Origin of the sequence: Halorientalis pallida (assembly GCF_004118325.1) — an archaeon.
In the GTDB taxonomy this organism is placed as follows: Archaea; Halobacteriota; Halobacteria; order Halobacteriales; family Haloarculaceae; genus Halorientalis; species Halorientalis pallida.
The window spans coordinates 351785-369985 of record NZ_RDFA01000003.1 but is presented as its reverse complement, the minus strand read 5'-3'; the positions used below and the strand labels follow the sequence as shown (position 1 = coordinate 369985).

General features: G+C 66.6%; 22 protein-coding genes, 2 tRNA genes and 1 pseudogene. 8 read left to right on the top strand and 17 right to left on the bottom strand.

Annotated features, from left to right (window positions below; genetic code table 11):
- Nucleotides 1-107: 107 nt before the first annotated feature.
- Together EAF64_RS10600 and EAF64_RS10595 are read left to right on the top strand one after the other, a co-directional pair.
- Complete coding sequence (locus tag EAF64_RS10600) at nucleotides 108-386, top strand: MarR family transcriptional regulator (protein WP_227738940.1); 279 nt, start codon at nucleotides 108-110, stop codon at nucleotides 384-386.
- Nucleotides 387-456: 70 nt separating this feature from the next.
- A complete protein-coding gene (locus EAF64_RS10595; protein WP_129068954.1) occupies nucleotides 457-1257 on the top strand; it encodes a hypothetical protein in 801 nt (266 codons plus the stop codon).
- Nucleotides 1258-1337: 80 nt separating this feature from the next.
- Here the strand turns inward: EAF64_RS10595 and EAF64_RS10590 are convergent, their stop codons facing one another.
- From EAF64_RS10590 to EAF64_RS10540, 13 genes and pseudogenes are all read right to left on the bottom strand, one after another.
- Nucleotides 1338-1868 (bottom strand): hypothetical protein, encoded by a 531-nt coding sequence (locus EAF64_RS10590; protein ID WP_227738955.1) that lies wholly within the window; start codon nucleotides 1866-1868, stop codon nucleotides 1338-1340.
- A gap of 33 nt (nucleotides 1869-1901) precedes the next feature.
- Nucleotides 1902-1967, bottom strand: a pseudogene (locus tag EAF64_RS21740) (zinc ribbon domain-containing protein); the annotation flags it as partial.
- A 526-nt stretch (nucleotides 1968-2493) separates the two neighbouring features.
- Nucleotides 2494-2567: transfer RNA gene (locus EAF64_RS10585), tRNA-Thr, on the bottom strand.
- A 17-nt stretch (nucleotides 2568-2584) separates the two neighbouring features.
- Entirely contained in the window at nucleotides 2585-3088 is a 504-nt protein-coding gene (locus EAF64_RS10580; RefSeq protein WP_129068952.1) for a GNAT family N-acetyltransferase, read from the bottom strand.
- The gene (locus EAF64_RS10575; protein WP_129068951.1) at nucleotides 3088-4278 is read right to left on the bottom strand and encodes a phosphoglycerate kinase; all 1191 of its coding nucleotides are present in this window, start codon (nucleotides 4276-4278) and stop codon (nucleotides 3088-3090) included. Before EAF64_RS10575 ends, EAF64_RS10580 begins: the two co-directional genes overlap by 1 nt.
- A gap of 68 nt (nucleotides 4279-4346) precedes the next feature.
- The gene (locus tag EAF64_RS10570) at nucleotides 4347-4916 is read right to left on the bottom strand and encodes a CBS domain-containing protein (protein WP_129068950.1); all 570 of its coding nucleotides are present in this window, start codon (nucleotides 4914-4916) and stop codon (nucleotides 4347-4349) included.
- Between the two features lie 101 nt (nucleotides 4917-5017).
- Nucleotides 5018-5779 carry a GTP cyclohydrolase III gene (locus tag EAF64_RS10565; protein WP_129068949.1) on the bottom strand — a complete coding sequence of 254 codons (762 nt, stop codon included), beginning with the start codon at nucleotides 5777-5779 and terminating at the stop codon, nucleotides 5018-5020.
- A 64-nt stretch (nucleotides 5780-5843) separates the two neighbouring features.
- The gene (locus EAF64_RS10560; RefSeq protein ID WP_129068948.1) at nucleotides 5844-6215 is read right to left on the bottom strand and encodes a DUF7344 domain-containing protein; all 372 of its coding nucleotides are present in this window, start codon (nucleotides 6213-6215) and stop codon (nucleotides 5844-5846) included.
- Nucleotides 6216-6314: 99 nt separating this feature from the next.
- Nucleotides 6315-6611, bottom strand: a complete 297-nt coding sequence (locus EAF64_RS10555) for a DUF5785 family protein (protein WP_129068947.1) — start codon at nucleotides 6609-6611, stop codon at nucleotides 6315-6317.
- A gap of 32 nt (nucleotides 6612-6643) precedes the next feature.
- Nucleotides 6644-7771 carry a sensor histidine kinase gene (locus tag EAF64_RS10550; protein WP_129068946.1) on the bottom strand — a complete coding sequence of 376 codons (1128 nt, stop codon included), beginning with the start codon at nucleotides 7769-7771 and terminating at the stop codon, nucleotides 6644-6646.
- Nucleotides 7772-7851: 80 nt separating this feature from the next.
- Nucleotides 7852-7995, bottom strand: coding sequence for a hypothetical protein (locus tag EAF64_RS20975; protein ID WP_193767644.1), 144 nt, complete (start codon nucleotides 7993-7995; stop codon nucleotides 7852-7854).
- Between the two features lie 354 nt (nucleotides 7996-8349).
- Nucleotides 8350-8433: transfer RNA gene (locus tag EAF64_RS10545), tRNA-Ser, on the bottom strand.
- Nucleotides 8434-8485: 52 nt separating this feature from the next.
- Nucleotides 8486-9235 (bottom strand): DUF2064 domain-containing protein, encoded by a 750-nt coding sequence (locus EAF64_RS10540; protein ID WP_129068945.1) that lies wholly within the window; start codon nucleotides 9233-9235, stop codon nucleotides 8486-8488.
- A 91-nt stretch (nucleotides 9236-9326) separates the two neighbouring features.
- Here EAF64_RS10540 and EAF64_RS10535 point away from each other — a divergent pair, with 91 nt between their 5' ends.
- Nucleotides 9327-9545, top strand: coding sequence for a hypothetical protein (locus EAF64_RS10535; protein WP_129068944.1), 219 nt, complete (start codon nucleotides 9327-9329; stop codon nucleotides 9543-9545).
- A gap of 1 nt (nucleotide 9546) precedes the next feature.
- Here the strand turns inward: EAF64_RS10535 and EAF64_RS10530 are convergent, their stop codons facing one another.
- Entirely contained in the window at nucleotides 9547-10176 is a 630-nt protein-coding gene (locus EAF64_RS10530) for a uracil-DNA glycosylase (protein ID WP_129068943.1), read from the bottom strand.
- A gap of 118 nt (nucleotides 10177-10294) precedes the next feature.
- Between EAF64_RS10530 and EAF64_RS10525 the strand changes: the two genes are divergently transcribed.
- A complete protein-coding gene (locus EAF64_RS10525; RefSeq protein ID WP_129068942.1) occupies nucleotides 10295-10504 on the top strand; it encodes a hypothetical protein in 210 nt (69 codons plus the stop codon).
- Between the two features lie 25 nt (nucleotides 10505-10529).
- Nucleotides 10530-11147, top strand: a complete 618-nt coding sequence (locus tag EAF64_RS10520; protein ID WP_129068941.1) for a class I SAM-dependent methyltransferase — start codon at nucleotides 10530-10532, stop codon at nucleotides 11145-11147.
- On the opposite strand, the gene aroC is transcribed toward EAF64_RS10520, so the two are convergent.
- Together aroC and aroA are read right to left on the bottom strand one after the other, a co-directional pair.
- Nucleotides 11144-12376, bottom strand: coding sequence for a chorismate synthase (gene aroC / locus EAF64_RS10515; RefSeq protein ID WP_129068940.1), 1233 nt, complete (start codon nucleotides 12374-12376; stop codon nucleotides 11144-11146). The two genes, EAF64_RS10520 and aroC, sit on opposite strands and share 4 nt — an antisense overlap.
- 206 nt (nucleotides 12377-12582) lie before the next feature.
- Nucleotides 12583-13875, bottom strand: a complete 1293-nt coding sequence (aroA, locus tag EAF64_RS10510; protein WP_129068939.1) for a 3-phosphoshikimate 1-carboxyvinyltransferase — start codon at nucleotides 13873-13875, stop codon at nucleotides 12583-12585.
- An 89-nt stretch (nucleotides 13876-13964) separates the two neighbouring features.
- Here aroA and EAF64_RS10505 point away from each other — a divergent pair, with 89 nt between their 5' ends.
- Entirely contained in the window at nucleotides 13965-15158 is a 1194-nt protein-coding gene (locus tag EAF64_RS10505; RefSeq protein WP_129068938.1) for a M24 family metallopeptidase, read from the top strand.
- Here EAF64_RS10505 and EAF64_RS10500 read toward each other — a convergent pair.
- Nucleotides 15134-15958, bottom strand: coding sequence for a DUF7537 family lipoprotein (locus EAF64_RS10500; RefSeq protein WP_129068937.1), 825 nt, complete (start codon nucleotides 15956-15958; stop codon nucleotides 15134-15136). The two genes, EAF64_RS10505 and EAF64_RS10500, sit on opposite strands and share 25 nt — an antisense overlap.
- An 84-nt stretch (nucleotides 15959-16042) precedes the next feature.
- Between EAF64_RS10500 and EAF64_RS10495 the strand changes: the two genes are divergently transcribed.
- Nucleotides 16043-16789 carry a prephenate dehydrogenase/arogenate dehydrogenase family protein gene (locus EAF64_RS10495; RefSeq protein WP_129068936.1) on the top strand — a complete coding sequence of 249 codons (747 nt, stop codon included), beginning with the start codon at nucleotides 16043-16045 and terminating at the stop codon, nucleotides 16787-16789.
- Complete coding sequence (locus tag EAF64_RS10490; RefSeq protein WP_129068935.1) at nucleotides 16786-18201, top strand: small ribosomal subunit Rsm22 family protein; 1416 nt, start codon at nucleotides 16786-16788, stop codon at nucleotides 18199-18201. Before EAF64_RS10495 ends, EAF64_RS10490 begins: the two co-directional genes overlap by 4 nt.

The following is an 18201-nucleotide window of genomic DNA, read 5'->3' as shown; positions in this document are numbered from 1 at the left end:
TACACTTAATTGTTCCCACAACGATCGTCCATAAATTCCGGTCGTATCTCGTGAAGCGACTGTGAAATGAGAACGAATTTTAAGCCTGCCGTCATTACGGTACGACGATGCAGCCGCCCCTGGCCTCCTGGATGACACCGGTCGACCGCGACGTACTGGAGTTGCTCAGGAACGGGGACGAGAGCGAGCTCGTTCTCACGCCGGGCGTGATCGCGGCCAACACCGACTGGAAACGACAGACTATCCGCGAGCACCTCCTCCGGCTCTCGGACGAACGACTCGTCGAGTACTACGACGAGGCCCGCGCCCTCTACCAGTTGACCGACCGCGGCCGGCGATACCTCCGTGGTGACGTCGCAGTCGAAGCGCTCGAAGCCGACGACTGACCCGCAACTACTCGGAAGCTATCAGAAAGAAAGGAGTTCATAAGACCCTCCCGAGTATCGGCAGACGGATATGATCGAGGCCCTCCTCCAATTGCTACTCGGTGTCGGCATCAGCGTCCTCGCCGTCCTGTTCGCGCTCCCGGTGACGCTCGCACTCGGGAGAGCCTTCCGGCGGACGCTGGGCGGCAGTACCGTGCGCCGGGTCTGTGACCAACTCGGCGGCGACGGCTGGACCTTCGAACTCGCCGACAAGGTCGAGACTGCCATCATCGGCGGCCTCATCGGCGGCGTCGTGTTCGCCAGCCTCAGCCCCGCCATCGCCCCTGCGATGTACGACTTCCACGTCCAGAGCGGCATCGTCGACAGCCCGACTCCCGCCGTCGAGGTCAACCAGCTCGAAGTCCCCGACCGGGAACTGCAGGCCCGCTACAACCTCAGCGCCGGCAACTACTCCGTCTACCGAGTGGAACTCAGCAACCCGGACCAGCGAACCCTCCGGAACTTCGAGCTCAACGCCCGCTTCCCGGGCTGTGTCGAGCGCTCCTCGCTGGGCGCGACCAACTTCGGGACCGCCGTCGTCTCCAACGAGACTCGCGAGTTCCGGATCGGCGAGTACGCCAACCGCTCCGCCAACGCCACCTGCTACGGCGCAGTCGGCGCCGAGGAGTTCCCGCCTGGCAAGGCCGCCCGCGTCACCTTCGTCGTCGACGAGAACGCCTCGGCCAACCGCACACAGCTCTACGAGGCTCCCGAATCCGGGTCGGTGTTGCTCGCCGATTCGTTCTCCTGGACGTACAACGGCCGCAGTTACTCCGACCCCGCCGCAGTGAGCCGACAGTCCGTGGGCGGGAACCGAACGCTGCGGGCCTGACCCCGGTCGCGAGCCGCCGATCCTATATTCTCTTTCGACACTCGGTGATGAATATCCTGACATTCACCTTTAAATAGGCTTTACTCCGTAGAATCGGTTGCTGATTGATCTGATGTATCTGCGTCGGTTACCGGTGTATCTCTGGAAGGTTCTTCTACTGGGCGCTTACTGGAGTCTGGTGATCCTTCATTGACGAAGCCATATGCACTGCTGAGCATGGCAATCGCACCACCGATAATCGTTAGATACAGTCCCATCTCGATAGATATTGCATATTGAGTTATATCTGAGGATTCGGTTGTTACGCCAGCCAGTGGGTCTACAATATAGATTCCAGAGAGCCAGGTTACAATCACTCCCCCGACTACACCGACTATTTGTGTTTTCTTTGACCACTGGTATATGCCAGCCCCAGCGATAAGGAATGCTAGTACGAGCGTGATCACGCCATCGCCATCGACACCACGTTTTGTGAGTGTGGTACCAAGGGCGTTGACCGACATCCAAGGCAAAAGTGCACCAATGCCTATTATGCCCGAACCGGCGAACAACCCTTTCTGACCAAGCGGGAGGTTGCTCTTCGAGTTTACACTATCAAAATCTGATGACATCTTCTCCGTTTTCGCTTGTGTTGGGAGATTTGTACCACAAATTTGACAATGATTCCACTCTGACTCAGTTTCCGCCCCACACTCCGGGCAATATGTCATATTCGCGTATTTTCCCAGCAGTACTATATATCCATGGCCAGCGTACGACGCACTCTCCGCGGAAAAAAGCATCCGACCGCCCCCAGTCGTGGTGATCGCTGGGCCCCTGGTGTCAACCCCCGGCCGCTAACCGCCTTCCGGGAAGGGGGCATTCTCGGTGGTTTCCATGCCAGCGAGCTCGGGATCGTTCGCGTCAACGGTCCCGCCTTCGCCCTGCCAGTAGAGGGCCTCAGAAATGTACTGTCAGGACTAGTCCAGCCGCTCTCCTTCCTAAGAGTGGCTGGGACTCAAGCGGGCTCACTCCTAGGAGCCGTTGAAGTACGTATTTCTATATGCTATTTATTCGGCCACCAAACAGTCCATCGAAGCCGTTCGTGGCCGCCGACTGCGTTGGCATGTGAGCAAAACGGAGAAAGCCAGGGGTGGGATATTGAACCACGGTCGCTCCCGTTCGCTTCGCTCACCTCCCGCTCCCTGATTCAAATCCCAGACGGCTCGCCGCGCTCACGGGTTGTGAGCGCGCCGAAGCCAGGGGTGGGATTTGAACCCACGAACTCCCGATTACAAGTCGGGTGCTTGGACCGCCCAAGCTCCCCTGGCACACCTCCGGATAGCGCCTACCCCTTTGAGTGATTATCGCTTTCCACCGGCTTCTCCAGTTGCACCCGATGCGGATCGTACCCGTGTCGCCGATAGAACCGCCGCGCCGCCTCGTTGTCCGCCAGCACCTCCAGTTTCACCGCGTCGACCCCGCGTGCCGCCAGTTTCTCCTCGGCAGTCGCCATCAACTCACCACCGATACCCTGATCGCGGTACTCGGGACGCACGTACAGGTTCTCGATAGTCCCCCGCGTCGCCGTGGTCGCCAGTAGCTCGCTCCCCGCGCTGAACATCACGAAGCCCAGCACCGTACCGGGGTCGGCGTCGAACTCGTCGTCGGCCCCTGCGACAGCGACGTAGAGGCCGTCGGCGACGATGGCCCGGCGGACGTTCTCGCCGATAGTGCCCCGGTTCTCGACCGCCTGGAGATGGGAGCCGACCTCGCGCTGTTCCGCCGCGAGATCGACCCAGAGGTCGGCGATCGCGTCTGTCGCGTCCGTATCCGGGCGTTCGACGTTCACTACTCGCGCAGCACCTCGACCGCCGGCAGTTCCCCGCCGGTGAGTAACCGGAGGGCCGCACCGCCGCCGGTGCTGACGTGATCGAACCCCTCGATACCGAGTTGGCGGAGCGACGCCGCCGTGTCACCGCCGCCGACGATGCTGTACTCGGCGCTTGTCGCCGCGCCGAATATCTCGCGGGTCCCGTGGGCGAACTGCTCCTCTTCGAACACGCCGGGGGGGCCGTTCAGGATGGCCGTGCCGGCTGTCTCGAACACGTCGGCGTAGGCGGCCGCAGTGTTCTCGCCCACGTCCAGCGCCGGCGCGTCGACGGGCAACCCGTCGATACCGACCTCGACGCGCTCGCCGTCCCGCTCGACGGCCACGTCCTCGGGGACGTGGATCTTCTCGCCGTACTCGTCGAGCAGGGCCTCGGCCTGTTCGACGGCCGTCGCGTCGCGGTCGGTGATGGCGTCCATCGACGGCTGCCCGATGTCGACGCCGCTGGCCGCGAGGAACGCGTTGCCGGTCATCCCGCTGGTCAGGATCTCGTCGGCCAGGCCGCGTTCGAGGACGCTCTCGGCCACGTCGAAGGCGTCGGCGATCTTCGCCCCGCCGAGCGCGTACACCCGCGGGCGCGGCGTGTCCTCGATGTTGCTCAGCACGTCGAGTTCCCGCTCCATGACCCGGCCGGCGTAGCTGTCGACCCGCATCGGCAGGCCGACGATGGAGGGCTGTGAGCGGTGCGCGGCCGCGAACGCGTCGTTGACGAAGGCGTCGACGACCGGGGCCAGTCGGTCGACGAGGAACGTCTCGGCGGCCTCCGCGGGCGGGAACTCCATGTACTCCTCGCTGTAGAACCGCGTGTTCTCCAGCAGGACCGCCTCGCCGTGATCGAGGTCGGCGATGGCGTCCCGAGCCTCCGCGGAGAAGGTGGCGTCGCAGTACTCGATGGGCTGGTCGAGCAGTTCACCGAGGCGACGGGCGTGGTCTTCGAGCGTGGCGAACTCGTCGCCCCCGGGTCGGCCCTGGTGGGCGAGGACGGCGAGTTTCCCGCCACGGTCGAGCAGTTCCTGCAGCGTGCCGACGTGCGCGTGGAGCCGAGCGTCGTCGGCGAGGCGTCCGTCCTCGTCCAACGGGCTGTTGATGTCAACGCGCACCCCCACCGTCGTACCGTCGACGGCGAGGTCGTCGAGCGTCGGTATCCCCATGCTCCTCTCTCCCGTTCGGTGGAGGATATGTGTTTTGTTGTGGGTCGTCGGGGCGGGCCCCGGCGCGCTCAGACGTTCTTGCAGTCGCTACAGACCAGCTGCCCGTTGAACGTCGAGAGATCCCGGGTCAACGACCCACACAGCTCGCAGATGCCCTGGTTCGAGTACTCCTCGTCCGTGGCCCCAGCTTTGGCCGTCGCCGTCACCGCCTCGACCGTGGTCCGTTCCGTCTCCACCCGCTCGCTCTCGACACCCGGGTCGAGCGTCGAGGCCGTCACCACGTCGTGTTCGGTGATCACACCGGCAAGTTCGTCGCCCTCCATCACGAGGAGGTGACGCGAATCCGTCCCGGACATCCGGTCGGTCGCCGCCGTCAGTGATTCCCCGCGCCCGACCGTCGGCGGGTTGTTCTGCATCACGTCCGCGACAGTCACCGAAGCCAGGTCGCCCCGCTCGACCGCCGTCTCAAGCACGTCCCGCTGGGTGACCATCCCGATTGGGTCGGTCCCGCGCAACACGACGACCGTCTCGACGTCCTCTTCGAGCATCAACGCGGCCGTCTCCGCGAGCCCGTCGCCCTCGCTCGCACCCACGAAGTCCCGCCGCATCACCTGTCCGACCGTCACGTTGCCGTTCATGTGATACACTTTCACACACGGTGTCTAAAAGCTACCTACGCCACGCTTAAGACCGATCGTGCCCTATCTCCGAGTCCTTCGGCAATTCCAGAGAGCGACCCTCAGAAGTCCAGTTCCACGTCGGCGCCGTCCGCGCGACACGCCTCCAGTGCGTGTTTCGCGGCCATGCCGGCGTCCTGTGCCGTCCGTCCCCGGCCGACGCCGACCTTGAGGTCCACGTCGACGGCCTCGTCGACGTGTTCGATGGCGTCCCGATAGTCCGCGGCGTCGAGGTCGGGACAGACCGCGATGACGTTGTCACCGCCCACGAAAAATGACAGCGAGTCGTGGGCCTGGCGCATGTAGCGCATCAACTCGGCGTAGCCCTGTTCGATCCGGATGAACGTGTCGAACTCGTTGAGTTCGTCGGTGTACTTCCCGGTCGCGTCGTTCACGTCGAAGTGGGCGATCTGGACGTCCGCGGCGGTCCGGAACTCCTCGTCGATGGTCCGGCCGCGCAGAATCTCCCGCCGGTGTTCGTCCTGGGCGCTCCCGGCGTCCTGGAGTTCGCTCGTGGCGTCACCGAGCGCGGCGGCTGGCGTCGTTCCCGTCGCGACAGCCATGCTCATCGTCACGGGATAGCGGTTGCCCACCGATTCCTGAATCATCGCGTGATCGTCCACGTCCAGCCCGTTGGTCACCGCGATCATGTTGTCGAACCTGGAGAAGAAGACGTAGCCGTTGCGGTTCCCGAACAACTGCGAGAGGTCGGCGTACAGCCGGGATTGCAACGTCTGCAGGTCGACCTCGCGTCGCGGCTCCGGGGTGACCGTCCAGGGGCCGTAGTTGTCGATCTGGACGTGGGTCACCTGCGTGTTCGTCACAGTGGCCACGGCTTGGCCCCGACCCGCTATTTGTCTTTGGTTCTGACAGCGGTCTCCGGACCGCTCAGGGCGCTTCGTCCAGCCGTTCGGTCAGCCGCGGCCCACCGGTGAACTCGACGGTCCCCAGCCGGGAGTCGAACGCGACCGTCCCCGTCTCCGTCAACCGCGGCAGATGGTGCTGGTAGATGTCCGCCCGTGCGCGTCGCCGGTCCGTCGGCACGTCTGTCCCGTCGTCGGCCGCATCCCCGTTGTCGTCCGCCGACGCCACGACGGCTGCCGCCAGGTCGTCGACCGGCATCGGCTCCCCCGCCTCCCTGAGCCGTCGGAGCAACCGCCGACGCGCCGGCGACGCGAGCAAGCTCTCCACCACGTGTGCCGGTAGCTCACCGTCCCGCTCGCTCCCGCCCGGTCCCGTGTTCGCAGTGTGCGTAGCCATGGCTCGTCGTGGAGCTACGCTACCCCTCCACAAGTATGTGTCGTGCTCACACACCACTGGCCCGAGACGTTCGGGCGGCGGAAAAACGGTAGACGACCGTCAGGCGAGTTCGTACGGCCAGTAGCCAGCGTCGCGCATACACTGTCCGACGACCCTGTGGAAGTGTGGGAAGTCCTCGAACTCTTCCTCGTCGACGTTCTCGAAGATGTCGGCCACGCTGACGACCGTCTCGTAGTCGATCCGGATGGGGTCGTCGCCGAACTCCTCGACGAACTCCGCCTGCGAGAGCGGGAAGTCCTCGTCTTCGTCGATCTTCTTGGCGAGGATCGCCTGCCCGTACTTGCGGCGTCCCTCGCTACCTTCGTCGCCGTCGGGATCGTGGGGCCAGTCGCTCATACCACACGCTCGGGCCGAACCACGCAAAAGCGTTACTCTCCACGCTCGTCGGCGGGATCGAGCGACGCCGTGTCGGTGTACAGCGACTCGAGGTTCACTTCCAGCCGCGCTCCACCGTCGGCAGCCTCGGCGACCCGGACCGTCCACCCGTGGGCCTCCGCGAGCGTCCGGACGATGTTCAAGCCGAGGCCAGTCCCCGAGGGCGACCCGCTGACGCCCGCCTCGAAGGCGCCGCCGACGACGTCGGCCGGGAAACCGAGGCCGTCGTCCTCGACGGCGAATCCCGTCTCGGTGTCTTCGACGGTCACCCTCAGACTCGCCGCCTCCGGGTCCGAATCGTCCCCGTTCGGCTGGCCCGAATCCCCCCGCTCGTGCTCGACAGGGTCGTCCGACTCCCTCCGATTGCCCGTCGAGCCATGCTCGACAGCGTTGCGAAACACGTTCTCGAACAGTCGCTGGAGACGGCCCTCGTCGGCCTCGACCGTCCGCTCCGTCCGTACCACGAGGGTCTCGTCGGCCGTTCGAACGGTGTCCCAGGCCGTTCGCGCCACGGTCGCCAGTTCGACCGGTCGTCTCTCCAGCACCGTCTGCCCGCCCCTGGCCAGTGTCAGCACGTCGTCGACGATGCCTTCGATCCGGTCGAGTGCGTGGGTGACTCTCGCGATCGTCCCAGGCTCCGGAGCGCCGTCGACGGTTTCGAGCTGGAGTCTCGCCACCTGTAGCGGGTTCCGGAGGTCGTGTGCCACGACGTTCGCGAACTCCCCGAGACGCTCGTTCTGCCGCTCCAGTTGCCACTCGCGCTCCCGAACCGTCGTCACGTCTCGCCCCACCCCACAGAACCCCAACACGTCACCGTCCTCGTCGACCAGCAACTCCCCCGTCAACTCGAACAACACCGTCCCGCGCGTGGTTTCGGCCCGCGCCTCGACGACCGTTCGTCCCGTCGACATCACCTCCTCGATTGCCGCTTCGACCTGTGGCCTGTCGGCCGCGACGAAAAAGTCCGTGGCAGCCATCCCGGACAACTCCGCCTCTGTCAGGTCGAACAGTTCCCCCAGCACTGCGTTCCAGTGAATCAGTTTCCCTCCCTCGTCGTAGACGTAGAACACGTCTTCCAGGGTGTCCAAGGCGTCGTTGACGAGACTGCTATCGGCACCCATGGCTTCCCTACGTGCCGATAAATTATAACTACTCTGTCATTCTGCTGTTAGAATCCGCTCCGACGCCCGCTCGGGGCGGTCTATCGCCGGACGATGAACACCGCGATCCCGACCACCAGTAGGCCGATCCCCCACAGCACCGAGTCCCCCGGCAGATACGCCAGCAGCAACGTCACGATCCCCGACGTGATGAGGGACCACCCGATGGTCGTCCGATAGGTCATACACCGTCGTGGTCTCGCCGTCCGGTGTACGTTGTGCCGGCATTTGCAAGCGCGCCCGGTCGACGGACCCGTCCCGCGAACGAACCGTTCGCGACAGAATACGGTGGGAAGGGGATTCGAACCGGAGGAAGACATTCCTGCTCGCTCGCTTCGCTCGCTGTGCGGGCTGTGACTTCCAGGGCTCCAATCACCTTGGAGGTTCGCCCGCGGCGCGAATTGCGCCGCGGTCTCACGGTGGGAAGGGGATTCGAACCGAGTGGAGACGGTCGGCCTCACTTCGTTCGGCCGCTGCGACTCCCCGGGTTCGAATCCCGACACCGGATTCGTCGCTCACGAGATGTTCGCGACAGAATACGGTGGGAAGGGGATTCGAACCCCTGAGTCCGTGAGGACACCTGCTCTCAAGGCAGGCGCGTTAGGCCACTTCGCTATCCCACCACAGTCTCCACTTTTTCCCGGCGCTTCTAAGAGTTGTCGGTCACTTCCGACGCTACTCCCGCACCAGTTCCGAGCCGTCCCCGCCCGCGGTCACGTCCAGGCCCAGTCCGACCAGGCACTGCGCGGTGTGACCGGGATGGTTGCGCCCGGCCCCGGCCCGCGCAGCGGTCTGTGTGATCGCCGTCACCAGATCCGCCCGCGTCTCGACGACCGGCGCCATCGGCAGGAAGTCGACGCTGTAGTCGGCCGCCACGCCACGGTCCGTCAGCGACTCCACGACCGGCGGTTCGTAGGCGTCCTCGAAGTCGATTCCCTCGGCGAACCCCGCGTAGTACACCCGCCCGTCGCCCGCGGGACCGAGCACTACCTCGTGTCGCCGGAGCTTCATCGCGGCGTTGTCGACGATTCCACGAGTCAGGAACGGCCCCGTCGGCTCGACGACCGCGGCCGAGGTGACCTGCTCCTGATCGAGCAGGTGCGAGACCGTGTTGCCAGCTCGGGCCGAGAACGACGACCCGACCTGCACCTCGAAACGAGCCTCGTCGGGGGATTCGAGTGCCGGCGCGACGGCCGCCCGGAGCTGTGCCTCCGAGGACTCGCCGTCGTGCGCGGGGAGGTCGTCGTCGGCGCGGTAGTTAACGAGCAGGTCGCCCCCGCTGGCCTCGACGGCCCGGCACACGTCACGGAGCATGGCAGTGTACAGTTCGGCCGCCTCTACCTCCGAGAGTGGCGTTGCCGCGGCGAGTTCCGGCAGGACGAGTCCCTCGCGCGGCGGGTCCGCGAGTACGGCGACGGTAGTCATGTACACCCCTCGGCGCGGGCCGCCCTTGAACGCGCCGTTTCGAGCGCCGGAACCACCCCCGTTTATATTCTCCGTGGGCTAATCCAGTGATATGATCTACGAACAGATGACCGGGTTCGTCGCGGCCCTGCTGATCGCTGCGATGCTCGTCGGCAGTGTCGTCGGAATCGCAATGCTGGTAGCAGCCGTCCCGGCCGTGACCTCCATCACCGCAGTCGGCGCGACCATCGCACTCACCGCGCTCTTCGTCGTCGTTCTCGCGGCCGCCGGTACCGCCGGTAGCGGCGGTGTCTCGAACCCCTACTGGTAACTCACCGACTGCGCCGCCCTTTCGTCTGCCGATAGTCCCGATCCAGAAGCGACGCGAGGTGATCCAACAGGGCCGTCCGCTCCTCGCCCGTCTGCTCCGCCGGCGGGAGCATCGGCACGAGTTCGAACCCCCTTCCTCTGATCGTCGTCGCGTGGTCGGCCGCCACGTCGAAATCGTCGGCCCGCTTGGTCGTGTACTCTAGCGCTAGCGCCTCCAGCGGTCGCTGTCCCACGGGGAGAATCACTTCGGGATTGATCATCCGCACCTCGGCGGTCAGAAAGCCCTCGCAGTTGCGCACTTCCTCGTCGCTCGGGGGTCGTTCCGGGTGGTGACAGCGCGTCAGCGTCGTCAAAAAGACGTTCTCGACGGACGGTTCGTCGCCGTCGGGCGCGTCGACGAACCCCAGGTCCGCGAGGAGCGACAGGACCGCAGAGCCCGCCTCGTCGCCCGTGAATGGAACCCCGGTGGCGTCCGCGCCCGGGCCAGGTGTGTCCCCGAGGACCAGAAAGTCCGCACCCACGTCGCCGTAGCCGTGGACGACCTGCGTTCGCGTCTCACAGAGCTCCGGACACTGCCGACAGTCCGCGTCCATTCCGAACGGGTTGGCGACGGTCTCCTGATTCGGGTCCATGGGTGAACCAGGGCCGGGTCGCTCATAAGCCCCTGGCCGGGTGGGTCGCTCTGTTTCACCTGCTGATACGTCGAAACGATGGGATACGCTGACAACGCCTGACTCCGTAAGACAGGTGATGGGACACTTCAGACGCCTCGCCGAACTGACGTTCCTGATCGCCTTCTGCCTGGTCGAGATCACGACGGCCGTGTTCGACCAGTACCCGGTACTCGTGTGGCTCGGCGCGGTGGTCCTGCTGGCGATTCTCGTGGACTCGCTCCGCTGTGCGCGGTGTCAGTGGCGGCAGTTGCGCGAGGCCTGGTCCGGCAGTGAGGCGTCAGGCTGATTCCGCAGGCGCCCCTTGTGATGGTATGCCCTCGGTCCTCTCCGAGACCGACCGACAGCGCCTCTTCGACGGCGACGACGAGCGATTCTACGAGCAGCCGCGATTCGTCCAGCACGTCGACGAGCCGTTCCGAGAGCGGCTGACGGCGCTGTACCGCGACCGGCTCTCGCCGGACGACGACGTTCTCGATCTGATGAGCAGCTGGGTGTCGCACCTCCCGCCGGACCTGGAACTCGGCGAGGTGGTCGGCCACGGGCTGAACGAAGCCGAACTCGACCGGAACGACCGCCTCGACCGCTGGTTTCGACAGAACCTCAACGACGACCAGACGCTGCCCCTGGAGAGTGCCTCGGTCGACGCCGTGCTGTGTGCCGTCTCCGTCCAGTACCTCCAGTACCCCGGGCGGGTCTTCACGGAGGTCGCACGCGTCCTCCGACCCGGTGGCGTCGTCGTCGTGAGTTTCTCGAACCGGATGTTCGCACAGAAGGCGATCCGGGCCTGGCGGTCCCGGTCGATGGACGAACGCGCCGCGCTCGTGGGCACGTATCTCGATTCGACGGACGCGTTCGACGACCCGACCGTTCACGACGCGGTCGAGCCAGGACGGGATCCGTTCTACGCCGTGACGGCGCTGAAACGTTAGTCGTCGTCCTCGGTCGTCTCGGCCTTCGTCGCGGCGTCCTCGGGGTCGTCCTGCGGACTCGACGGGTGGTAGTCGGTGTCGTACTCGCCGGGGCGGTCGTCGATGCGGTCGGGGTTGATCCGGCCCGAGAGCATCATGAAGTCCAGCACGGTGCATGCAAGCATCGATTCGACGACCGGCACGGCCCGCGGCGGCAGGACGGGGTCGTGGCGGCCGACGACCTGGATCTCCTTGCGCTCGCCGTCCTCCCAGTCGGCGGTCGTCTGGGTCTTCGGGATGGACGTGGGCGCGTGCCAGGAGACCTCGCCGTAGATGGGTTCGCCGGTCGTGATACCGCCCTGGAGCCCGCCGTGATCGTTGCCCACGGGGACGGGATCGCCCTCTTCGCTCACCGTCTCGGGGTGGGATTCGCCGTCGTCGAACTCCCAGTCCTCGTTGCGGTCGATGCCGGCCACACCACGGGCGTCGCGGCCTAGGCCGTACTCGAAGGCCGTCACGGCCGGGATGGAAAATATCGCCTTCCCCAACCGCGCGGGTACGGAGTCGAATCGCGGCGCGCCGAGGCCGCGGGGGACGCCACGACACTCGAAGTAGATCGAGCCACCGATGGAGTCGCCCTCCTTCTGGTACTGGTCCGCGACCTCGCGCATCTCCTCGGCCGTCTCGGGGTGGGCACACCGGACCTCGTTCTCCTCGGTGTGTTCGAGCATCTCCTCGAAGGTCACTTCCGGGGCCTCGACCTCTCCGATCTGGTTGACGTGAGCCTTGATCTGCACGTCGTATTCGGAGGCGTCGAGGACCTGCTGGGCGATGGCACCCGCCGCGACCCAGTTGACGGTCTCGCGGGCCGACGAGCGCCCGCCGCCGCCCCAGTTGCGCGTCCCGAACTTCGCGGAGTAGGTGTAGTCGCCGTGTGACGGTCGTGGGGCCGTGACGAACGGCTCGTACTTGCCGGAGCGGGCGTCCTTGTTCTGGATGACCATCCCGACGGGCGTCCCCGTGGTGTAGCCGTTCTGGACGCCGCTGTTGATCGTCACTTCGTCCGGCTCGCCCCGGGAGGTGGTGATCATCGACTGCCCGGGCTTGCGCCGATCGAGTTCCCGCTGAATCGTCTCCTCGTCGATCTCGACGCCCGCCGGGACGCCCGAGACGGTACAGCCCATGGCCTCCCCGTGGCTCTCCCCGTAGGTCGTCATCTGGAAGAGCCGCCCGAAACTGTTGCCGTTCATTACTGTCTTTTGAGTGGCCCTGGCATTTGAAGCTTGAGAAAACGTCGGACCCGCCCCTCGAGCGTACGAGAGTTTATTTCGGAAGCCGAGATCACCACGGACCATGCGCTGACAGCCGCCGCGGCGCAGTCCGCGATAGCACGGGACCCTGCGCCGCGGCCCGCCTGTCCCGTCTGTTCGCCCCTGTCGCTCACCCCGAGGAGCTTTCACTCCCGACTGACTTCGGCTCCGATGCCCTCGAACACGTCGAAGAAGTCCGGGAACGACACGTCGACGTGTTCGCCACCCTCGATTGTCGTCGGGCCGTCGGCTACCAGTCCCGCCACCGCCAGTGACATCACGATCCGGTGATCGGCGCGCCCGTCGACCGTCGCGCCCTGCAGGTCGGTCTCGCCACCGTGAATCGTCAGGGTGTCCTGTTCTTCCTCGACCGCGGCCCCCATCGCGGTCAGTTCCTCGGCCATCGCGCTCACGCGGTCGGTCTCCTTGTAGCGGACGTGTTCGCAGTCGGTGATCGTCGTCGTTCCGTCGGCCACCGCGCCCAGCACCGCGATGGTCGGCAGGAGGTCGGGCGTGTCCTCGACGCCGACCTCGACCCCCGAGAGCGAGGACCGGCGAGTCGTGATGACGCCCCGGTCCCGGTCCCAGTCGATAGCCGCGCCCATCCGTTCCAGGACGTCGACGATGGCTGCGTCACCCTGGGCGCTGGGCTGTGCCCCTCGCACTTCGAGCTCGTCGTCGGCCGCCAGCGCGCCCGCGGCCAGCAGGTACGACATCGACGAGAAGTCGCCGGGGACGGCGTACTCGCCACCCTCGGGCGCGTAGGACTGCCCGCCGTCGACGCGGAACCCGGCGTCGGTCTCGACGGCCTCGACCCCGAACGCCTCGAGGACCTCGATGGTGATCTGGACGTACGGCGCGGACTTGAGTTCGGTCTCCAGGTCGATCTCGATCCCCTCGTCGGTGACCGCCCCAGCCATCAGGAGGGCGGTGATGTACTGCGAGGATACGTCGCCGGGAATCGAGACCGAGCCGCCGTCGACCGGGCCCTGGACTACGAGCGGGGCCTGGCCGTTCCTGCGGGTACTCTCCGCGCGACCGCCGAGTTGCTCGACCGCGTCCAGCAGCGGCCCCTGGGGTCGGGACCGGAGCGAGTCGTCGCCAGTCAGGACGGTGATCCCGTCGGCGAGTGCGCCGGTCGCGGTGACCAGCCGCATCGTCGTCCCGCTGTTTGCGCAGTCGATCACGTCGTCGGGCACGTCCGGACGGCCGCCGAACCCGTCGATGTCGAGGGTGCTGCCGTCGGCACTGCGGTCCACGGTACCACTGTAGGCTTCGACCGCACCCATCGTCGCTCGCGTGTCCGCGCTCACGAGCGGGTCGCTGACTGTCGCGCCGTCGGCGTATCCCGCCGCGAGGATCGCGCGGTGCGTGTAGCTCTTCGATGGCGGGGCCTGCACGGCTCCACTGACCCGGGACGGTGAGATCTCGACGTTCATGCGGGAGTCGTCGCAGTCCCACGCCATGAGGATACCGGAGAGTACCGAGGACCCACGAGGTTTTGTCGGTCCGGGCCGGACACCGGCGTATGGAACGCGATCTCTCCGCCCTCGACGCCTTCCTCGACGAGGCGGGCGTCGACGGCTTCCTGATCGACGCCGCCGGTGACGACTCAGACCAGCTGTACCTCTCGGGGTTTTCGGCCCCCGACCCGTTCCACACCCTTTACGACGGCGAGGTCCACCTGCTGGTCTCCAGTCTGGAGTACGGCCGCGCGAAGACCGAGAGCGGGGCGGCGTCGGTCGAACGCCACGTCGAGTACGACCTGCCCGCACTCGTCGAGGAGCACGGTCGGCTGGCGGGCGGTCGTCGCGTCCTCGCGTCGTTCGTCGAGGATCGCGGTGTCGAGTCCGTCGCCGTCCCCTCACGGTTCCCCGTCGCGACCGCCGACGGCCTCCGCGAGCATGACATCGATGTCCAGTCCCCCGACACGCCACCTATCGGTCGTGGCGGGACCAACGTAATCGAGGCCATCCGCGCGACCAAGACCGACAGGGAGGTCGAACACGTCCGCACGGCCCAGAAGGCGAACGAGGCTTCGATGCGGGCGGCGGAGGAACTCATCGAAGCGGCGACCGTCGAGGACGGGACGCTTCACTACGAGGGCGACCCCCTAACCAGCGAGCGCGTCAAAGAAGAGATCGAGGTGACGCTCCTCCGGCACGGCTGTGCGCTCGACGAGACCATCGTGGCCTGCGGGGCCGACGCCGCCGACCCCCACGACCGCGGGAGCGGCCCGCTAGCGGCCGAAGAACCGATCATCGTCGACATCTTCCCGCGGGACAAGGCCACGAAGTACCACGCCGACATGACCCGGACCTTCCTGAAGGGCGAGCCGTCCGAGGAGATCCGCCGGTGGTACGACCTGACCGCGGAGGCAAAGCGGGCGGCTCTCGAAACCGTCGAGGCGGGTGCGACCGGCGCGGCGGTCCACGACGCCGTCTGTGACGTGTACGAGGGCGCCGGCGAACCGACCCTCAGAAGCGACGAGACCACCGAGACGGGCTTCATCCACAACACGGGCCACGGCGTCGGGCTGGACGTCCACGAACAGCCACTCGTCGGGCCCGGCGGTGGTGAACTGGAGCCCGGGCACATCATCACCATCGAGCCAGGGCTCTACGACCCCGCGGTCGGTGGCATCCGGATCGAGGACATCGTGGTCGTCACCGAGGACGGCTACGAGAACCTCACCGACTATCCCGAAGCACTCGTCGTCTGAGGCCCATTCGCAGTGGTATTCTCGCTGGTTCCGGCTCGGTCGAGCCACTCGGGTGGCTGGACCGACACGTCCCCGTCCTGCGTGATCCGGTAGTCGACGGCGTAGACGAACGGTGCGCCCCGCTGGGTCCCCTGCAGGTCGATGGTCGCGCGGCGGATCACGCCGTTCGGGGCGATCAGGATTCGGCCCGACGAGTGGTTCAGCGTCACCGTGGCATTCGGGCCGGTCGCCGCCGCAGTCAGGTCGAAGGCGGCGTATTCTCGGCCGTCGCGGGTGACGTTTCCGGCTCGCTCGAACTCGCCGAACTCGTAGACCTGCCGGAGTCGCTGTGTCCGGAGACTACTGCCGTGGACGGTGTTGACGAAGGCGACGGTGCCCCGTCCGTCCGTCGTGAACGTGACGTTCTCGGCCCCGAGATCGGCCGAGTCGAACGTCGTCGAGCCGTTGGCGACGAACCTGGTGAACAACTGCGCGCCGTCGACGAACCGATCGAGGGTGCTGTCGGTCGTCCGTCTGTGGATCAACTGGCGCTCGCTGTCCGGGGCGCTGGCGACGCTGACGGTCCGGTTCTCGCTCCCGTTCGGTGTCCTGATCCGCACGTCGAGGCGGAGTTCGTATCCCCGATCACGGAGCGCGTCGGCGTGTGCGGCCAGTCGGTCGTAGGGGATGCTGGGACCGTCGTCGGTGCCGGTCGTGTTCCCCGCCGCTGGCCCGGCTGGTTCGGGTCGTTCGACCCACGAACACCCGGCCAGGATCGTCGCGACGGCGACTATGAGCACGAGCGCCACCCGGCTGTCCATGTCGGATAGCGTCAGCGCGGCGGTAAAAGGCTCGTGGTCGCCGACCCGAACCGCTTTTGAGCGGGCCACGGTTACCACGTCTCCATGAACGTACTCGTGGTCGGTGCCGGCGCGATGGGCCGGTGGTTCGCCGACGCGGTTCGGGCGGGCCCCGACGACGCGGCCGTCGCCTTCGCCGATCCCGACGACGCGGCCGCGAGCACCGCCGCCGACGCCGTGGACGGCCGAACCGTCCCGCTCGACACCGACGAGTCCTTTACTGCGGTCTGTATCGCGGTCCCGATCCCGGTCGCCGTCGAGGCCATCGCCACCCACGCCGGCCGCGCGGAGGACGCGCTTGTCGACGTGACCGGCGTCGCCGCCGAACCCGTCGCCGCGATGCGCGAGGCGGCCCCCGACCGCGAACGGCTGAGCCTCCACCCGCTGTTCGCCCCGGCGAACGAACCCGGGAACGTCGCCGCCGTCGTCGACGCCGCCGGGCCGACGACCGACGTGATCCAGGAGGCACTGCTGGCCCGCGGCAACAATGTCTTCGAGACCACCGCCGCCGAACACGACCGAGCCATGGAGACCGTCCAGGCGAAGGCCCACGCCGCCATCCTCGCGTTCGGCCTGGCCGCCGACGACGTGCCCGAGCAGTTCCAGACGCCGGTCTCCGCCGCGTTGTTCGACCTCCTCGAACAGGTCACGGGCGGCGATCCACGCGTGTACGCCGACATCCAGAGCGCCTTCGAGGGAGCCAGCGACGTGGCCGCGGCGGCCGAGGAGATCGCGGCGGCCGACGACGACGCCTTCGGGAACCTGTACCGCGACGCGGGTGACCACCGATGAACGCCGACCAGCGCGAACAGGTCCGGGACAACGCCCAGTACCTCCAGTCGGTCCGGCCCATCGACCCCGAGGAGATCCAGGAGTACGTCGAAGGCCAACCCCACCCGGCCACGATCATGCGGGTCCTGCGGGAGGACGCGTTCGACCTCGGACTACTGGAGAACGACGACGGAACCTTCGAGCCCGTCGAGGCCGGTCCGCTCTCTGTCCCCTTCCACGGCGTCGAGGACTTCCCGTCGGCGTACTCGATGGTGCTCGAGGAACTGTTCGTGGACGAATACGGCGCGGGCTGGCCCGACGGCGAGTCCGGCGACGCGATCCGCGAGCGGATTCGCGACCTGAAGACCGACTACCTGTGGGGCAACGACGTGGAGTACGACGAGGAAACCGCACTCGCTTACGCCCTGTATCACCTCCCGGACTACTACGCCGCCGTCCAGTACGTCCTCTCGGATCTGATCGCGGACGGCTTGCTGCCCCGGAAACTGCGCGTCCTCGACGTAGGGGCGGGCGTCGGCGGCCCCGCGCTGGGGCTGGCCGATCTGGTGCCCGAGGACGCGCTGGTCGAGTATCACGCCGTCGAACCGAGCGCGGCGACCGCCGTCCTCTCGGCCCTGCTCGACGAAACCGGCCGGAACTTCCGGACGACGGTCCACGAGGCCACCGCCGAGGACTTCGAACCCGACGGGGAGTACGACCTGATCCTCTTCGCCAACGTCCTGAGCGAACTCGACGATCCCGGCGGCGTGGTCGACCGCTACCGGAACGCGCTCGCAGCGGACGGCTCGCTGGTCGCACTCGCGCCCGCCGACCGCGAGACTGCGATCGGACTGCGCGAGGTCGAACGCGCCGTCGAGGACGGATTGTCCGTCTACGCGCCGGCGGTCCGGCTCTGGCCGTCGGCGACGCCGAGCGACGAGGGCTGGTCGTTCGACGTCAAGCCCGATCTCGACACGCCGGCGTTCCAGCGTCGCTTGGACGAGGCGGCCAGCGACCCAGACCACGAGCCAGGCGAGTTCGTCAACGCCGACGTGCAGTACGCCTACACGATCATGCGGCCCGACGGACAGCGCCGGATCGACTTCTCGCCATCGGTCAGCGAGTTCGCCCGGATGGCCGAGATGGACACGCACGTCTCGAACCGCATCGACGTGGCGGCGATCAAGCTGAGCCACGACCTCGCCGGCGATGACGCCAACCCGCTGTTCAAGATCGGCGACGGGAGCGAACGGGTGGCTCACTACGCCGTCCTCACCAAGGAGTCGGCGCTGAACCGCGACCTGGCGACGGCCGCGTACGGCGACCTGCTGGTCTGTGAGAACGTGCTGGCGCTCTGGAACGACGACGAAGAAGCCTACAACTTGGTCGTCGACGGCGAGTCCGTCGTCGACCGGGTACCCGCAGCCGCCTGA

Bases quoted from the DNA above. Each gene is read 5' to 3' on its own strand.
- EAF64_RS10535 (WP_129068944.1), top strand. From the start codon at position 9,327: ATGATCTACGAACAGATGACCGGGTTCGTCGCGGCCCTGCTGATCGCT.
- EAF64_RS10500 (WP_129068937.1), bottom strand. From the start codon at position 15,958: ATGGACAGCCGGGTGGCGCTCGTGCTCATAGTCGCCGTCGCGACGATC.
- EAF64_RS10575 (WP_129068951.1), bottom strand. From the start codon at position 4,278: ATGGGGATACCGACGCTCGACGACCTCGCCGTCGACGGTACGACGGTG.
- EAF64_RS10590 (WP_227738955.1), bottom strand. From the start codon at position 1,868: ATGTCATCAGATTTTGATAGTGTAAACTCGAAGAGCAACCTCCCGCTT.
- EAF64_RS10525 (WP_129068942.1), top strand. From the start codon at position 10,295: ATGGGACACTTCAGACGCCTCGCCGAACTGACGTTCCTGATCGCCTTC.
- EAF64_RS10540 (WP_129068945.1), bottom strand. From the start codon at position 9,235: ATGACTACCGTCGCCGTACTCGCGGACCCGCCGCGCGAGGGACTCGTC.
- EAF64_RS10600 (WP_227738940.1), top strand. From the start codon at position 108: ATGCAGCCGCCCCTGGCCTCCTGGATGACACCGGTCGACCGCGACGTA.
- EAF64_RS10490 (WP_129068935.1), top strand. From the start codon at position 16,786: ATGAACGCCGACCAGCGCGAACAGGTCCGGGACAACGCCCAGTACCTC.
- EAF64_RS10560 (WP_129068948.1), bottom strand. From the start codon at position 6,215: ATGGCTACGCACACTGCGAACACGGGACCGGGCGGGAGCGAGCGGGAC.
- EAF64_RS10595 (WP_129068954.1), top strand. From the start codon at position 457: ATGATCGAGGCCCTCCTCCAATTGCTACTCGGTGTCGGCATCAGCGTC.
- EAF64_RS20975 (WP_193767644.1), bottom strand. From the start codon at position 7,995: ATGACCTATCGGACGACCATCGGGTGGTCCCTCATCACGTCGGGGATC.
- EAF64_RS10520 (WP_129068941.1), top strand. From the start codon at position 10,530: ATGCCCTCGGTCCTCTCCGAGACCGACCGACAGCGCCTCTTCGACGGC.
- EAF64_RS10555 (WP_129068947.1), bottom strand. From the start codon at position 6,611: ATGAGCGACTGGCCCCACGATCCCGACGGCGACGAAGGTAGCGAGGGA.
- EAF64_RS10550 (WP_129068946.1), bottom strand. From the start codon at position 7,771: ATGGGTGCCGATAGCAGTCTCGTCAACGACGCCTTGGACACCCTGGAA.
- EAF64_RS10495 (WP_129068936.1), top strand. From the start codon at position 16,043: ATGAACGTACTCGTGGTCGGTGCCGGCGCGATGGGCCGGTGGTTCGCC.
- aroA (WP_129068939.1), bottom strand. From the start codon at position 13,875: ATGAACGTCGAGATCTCACCGTCCCGGGTCAGTGGAGCCGTGCAGGCC.
- aroC (WP_129068940.1), bottom strand. From the start codon at position 12,376: ATGAACGGCAACAGTTTCGGGCGGCTCTTCCAGATGACGACCTACGGG.
- EAF64_RS10505 (WP_129068938.1), top strand. From the start codon at position 13,965: ATGGAACGCGATCTCTCCGCCCTCGACGCCTTCCTCGACGAGGCGGGC.
- EAF64_RS10570 (WP_129068950.1), bottom strand. From the start codon at position 4,916: ATGAACGGCAACGTGACGGTCGGACAGGTGATGCGGCGGGACTTCGTG.
- EAF64_RS10530 (WP_129068943.1), bottom strand. From the start codon at position 10,176: ATGGACCCGAATCAGGAGACCGTCGCCAACCCGTTCGGAATGGACGCG.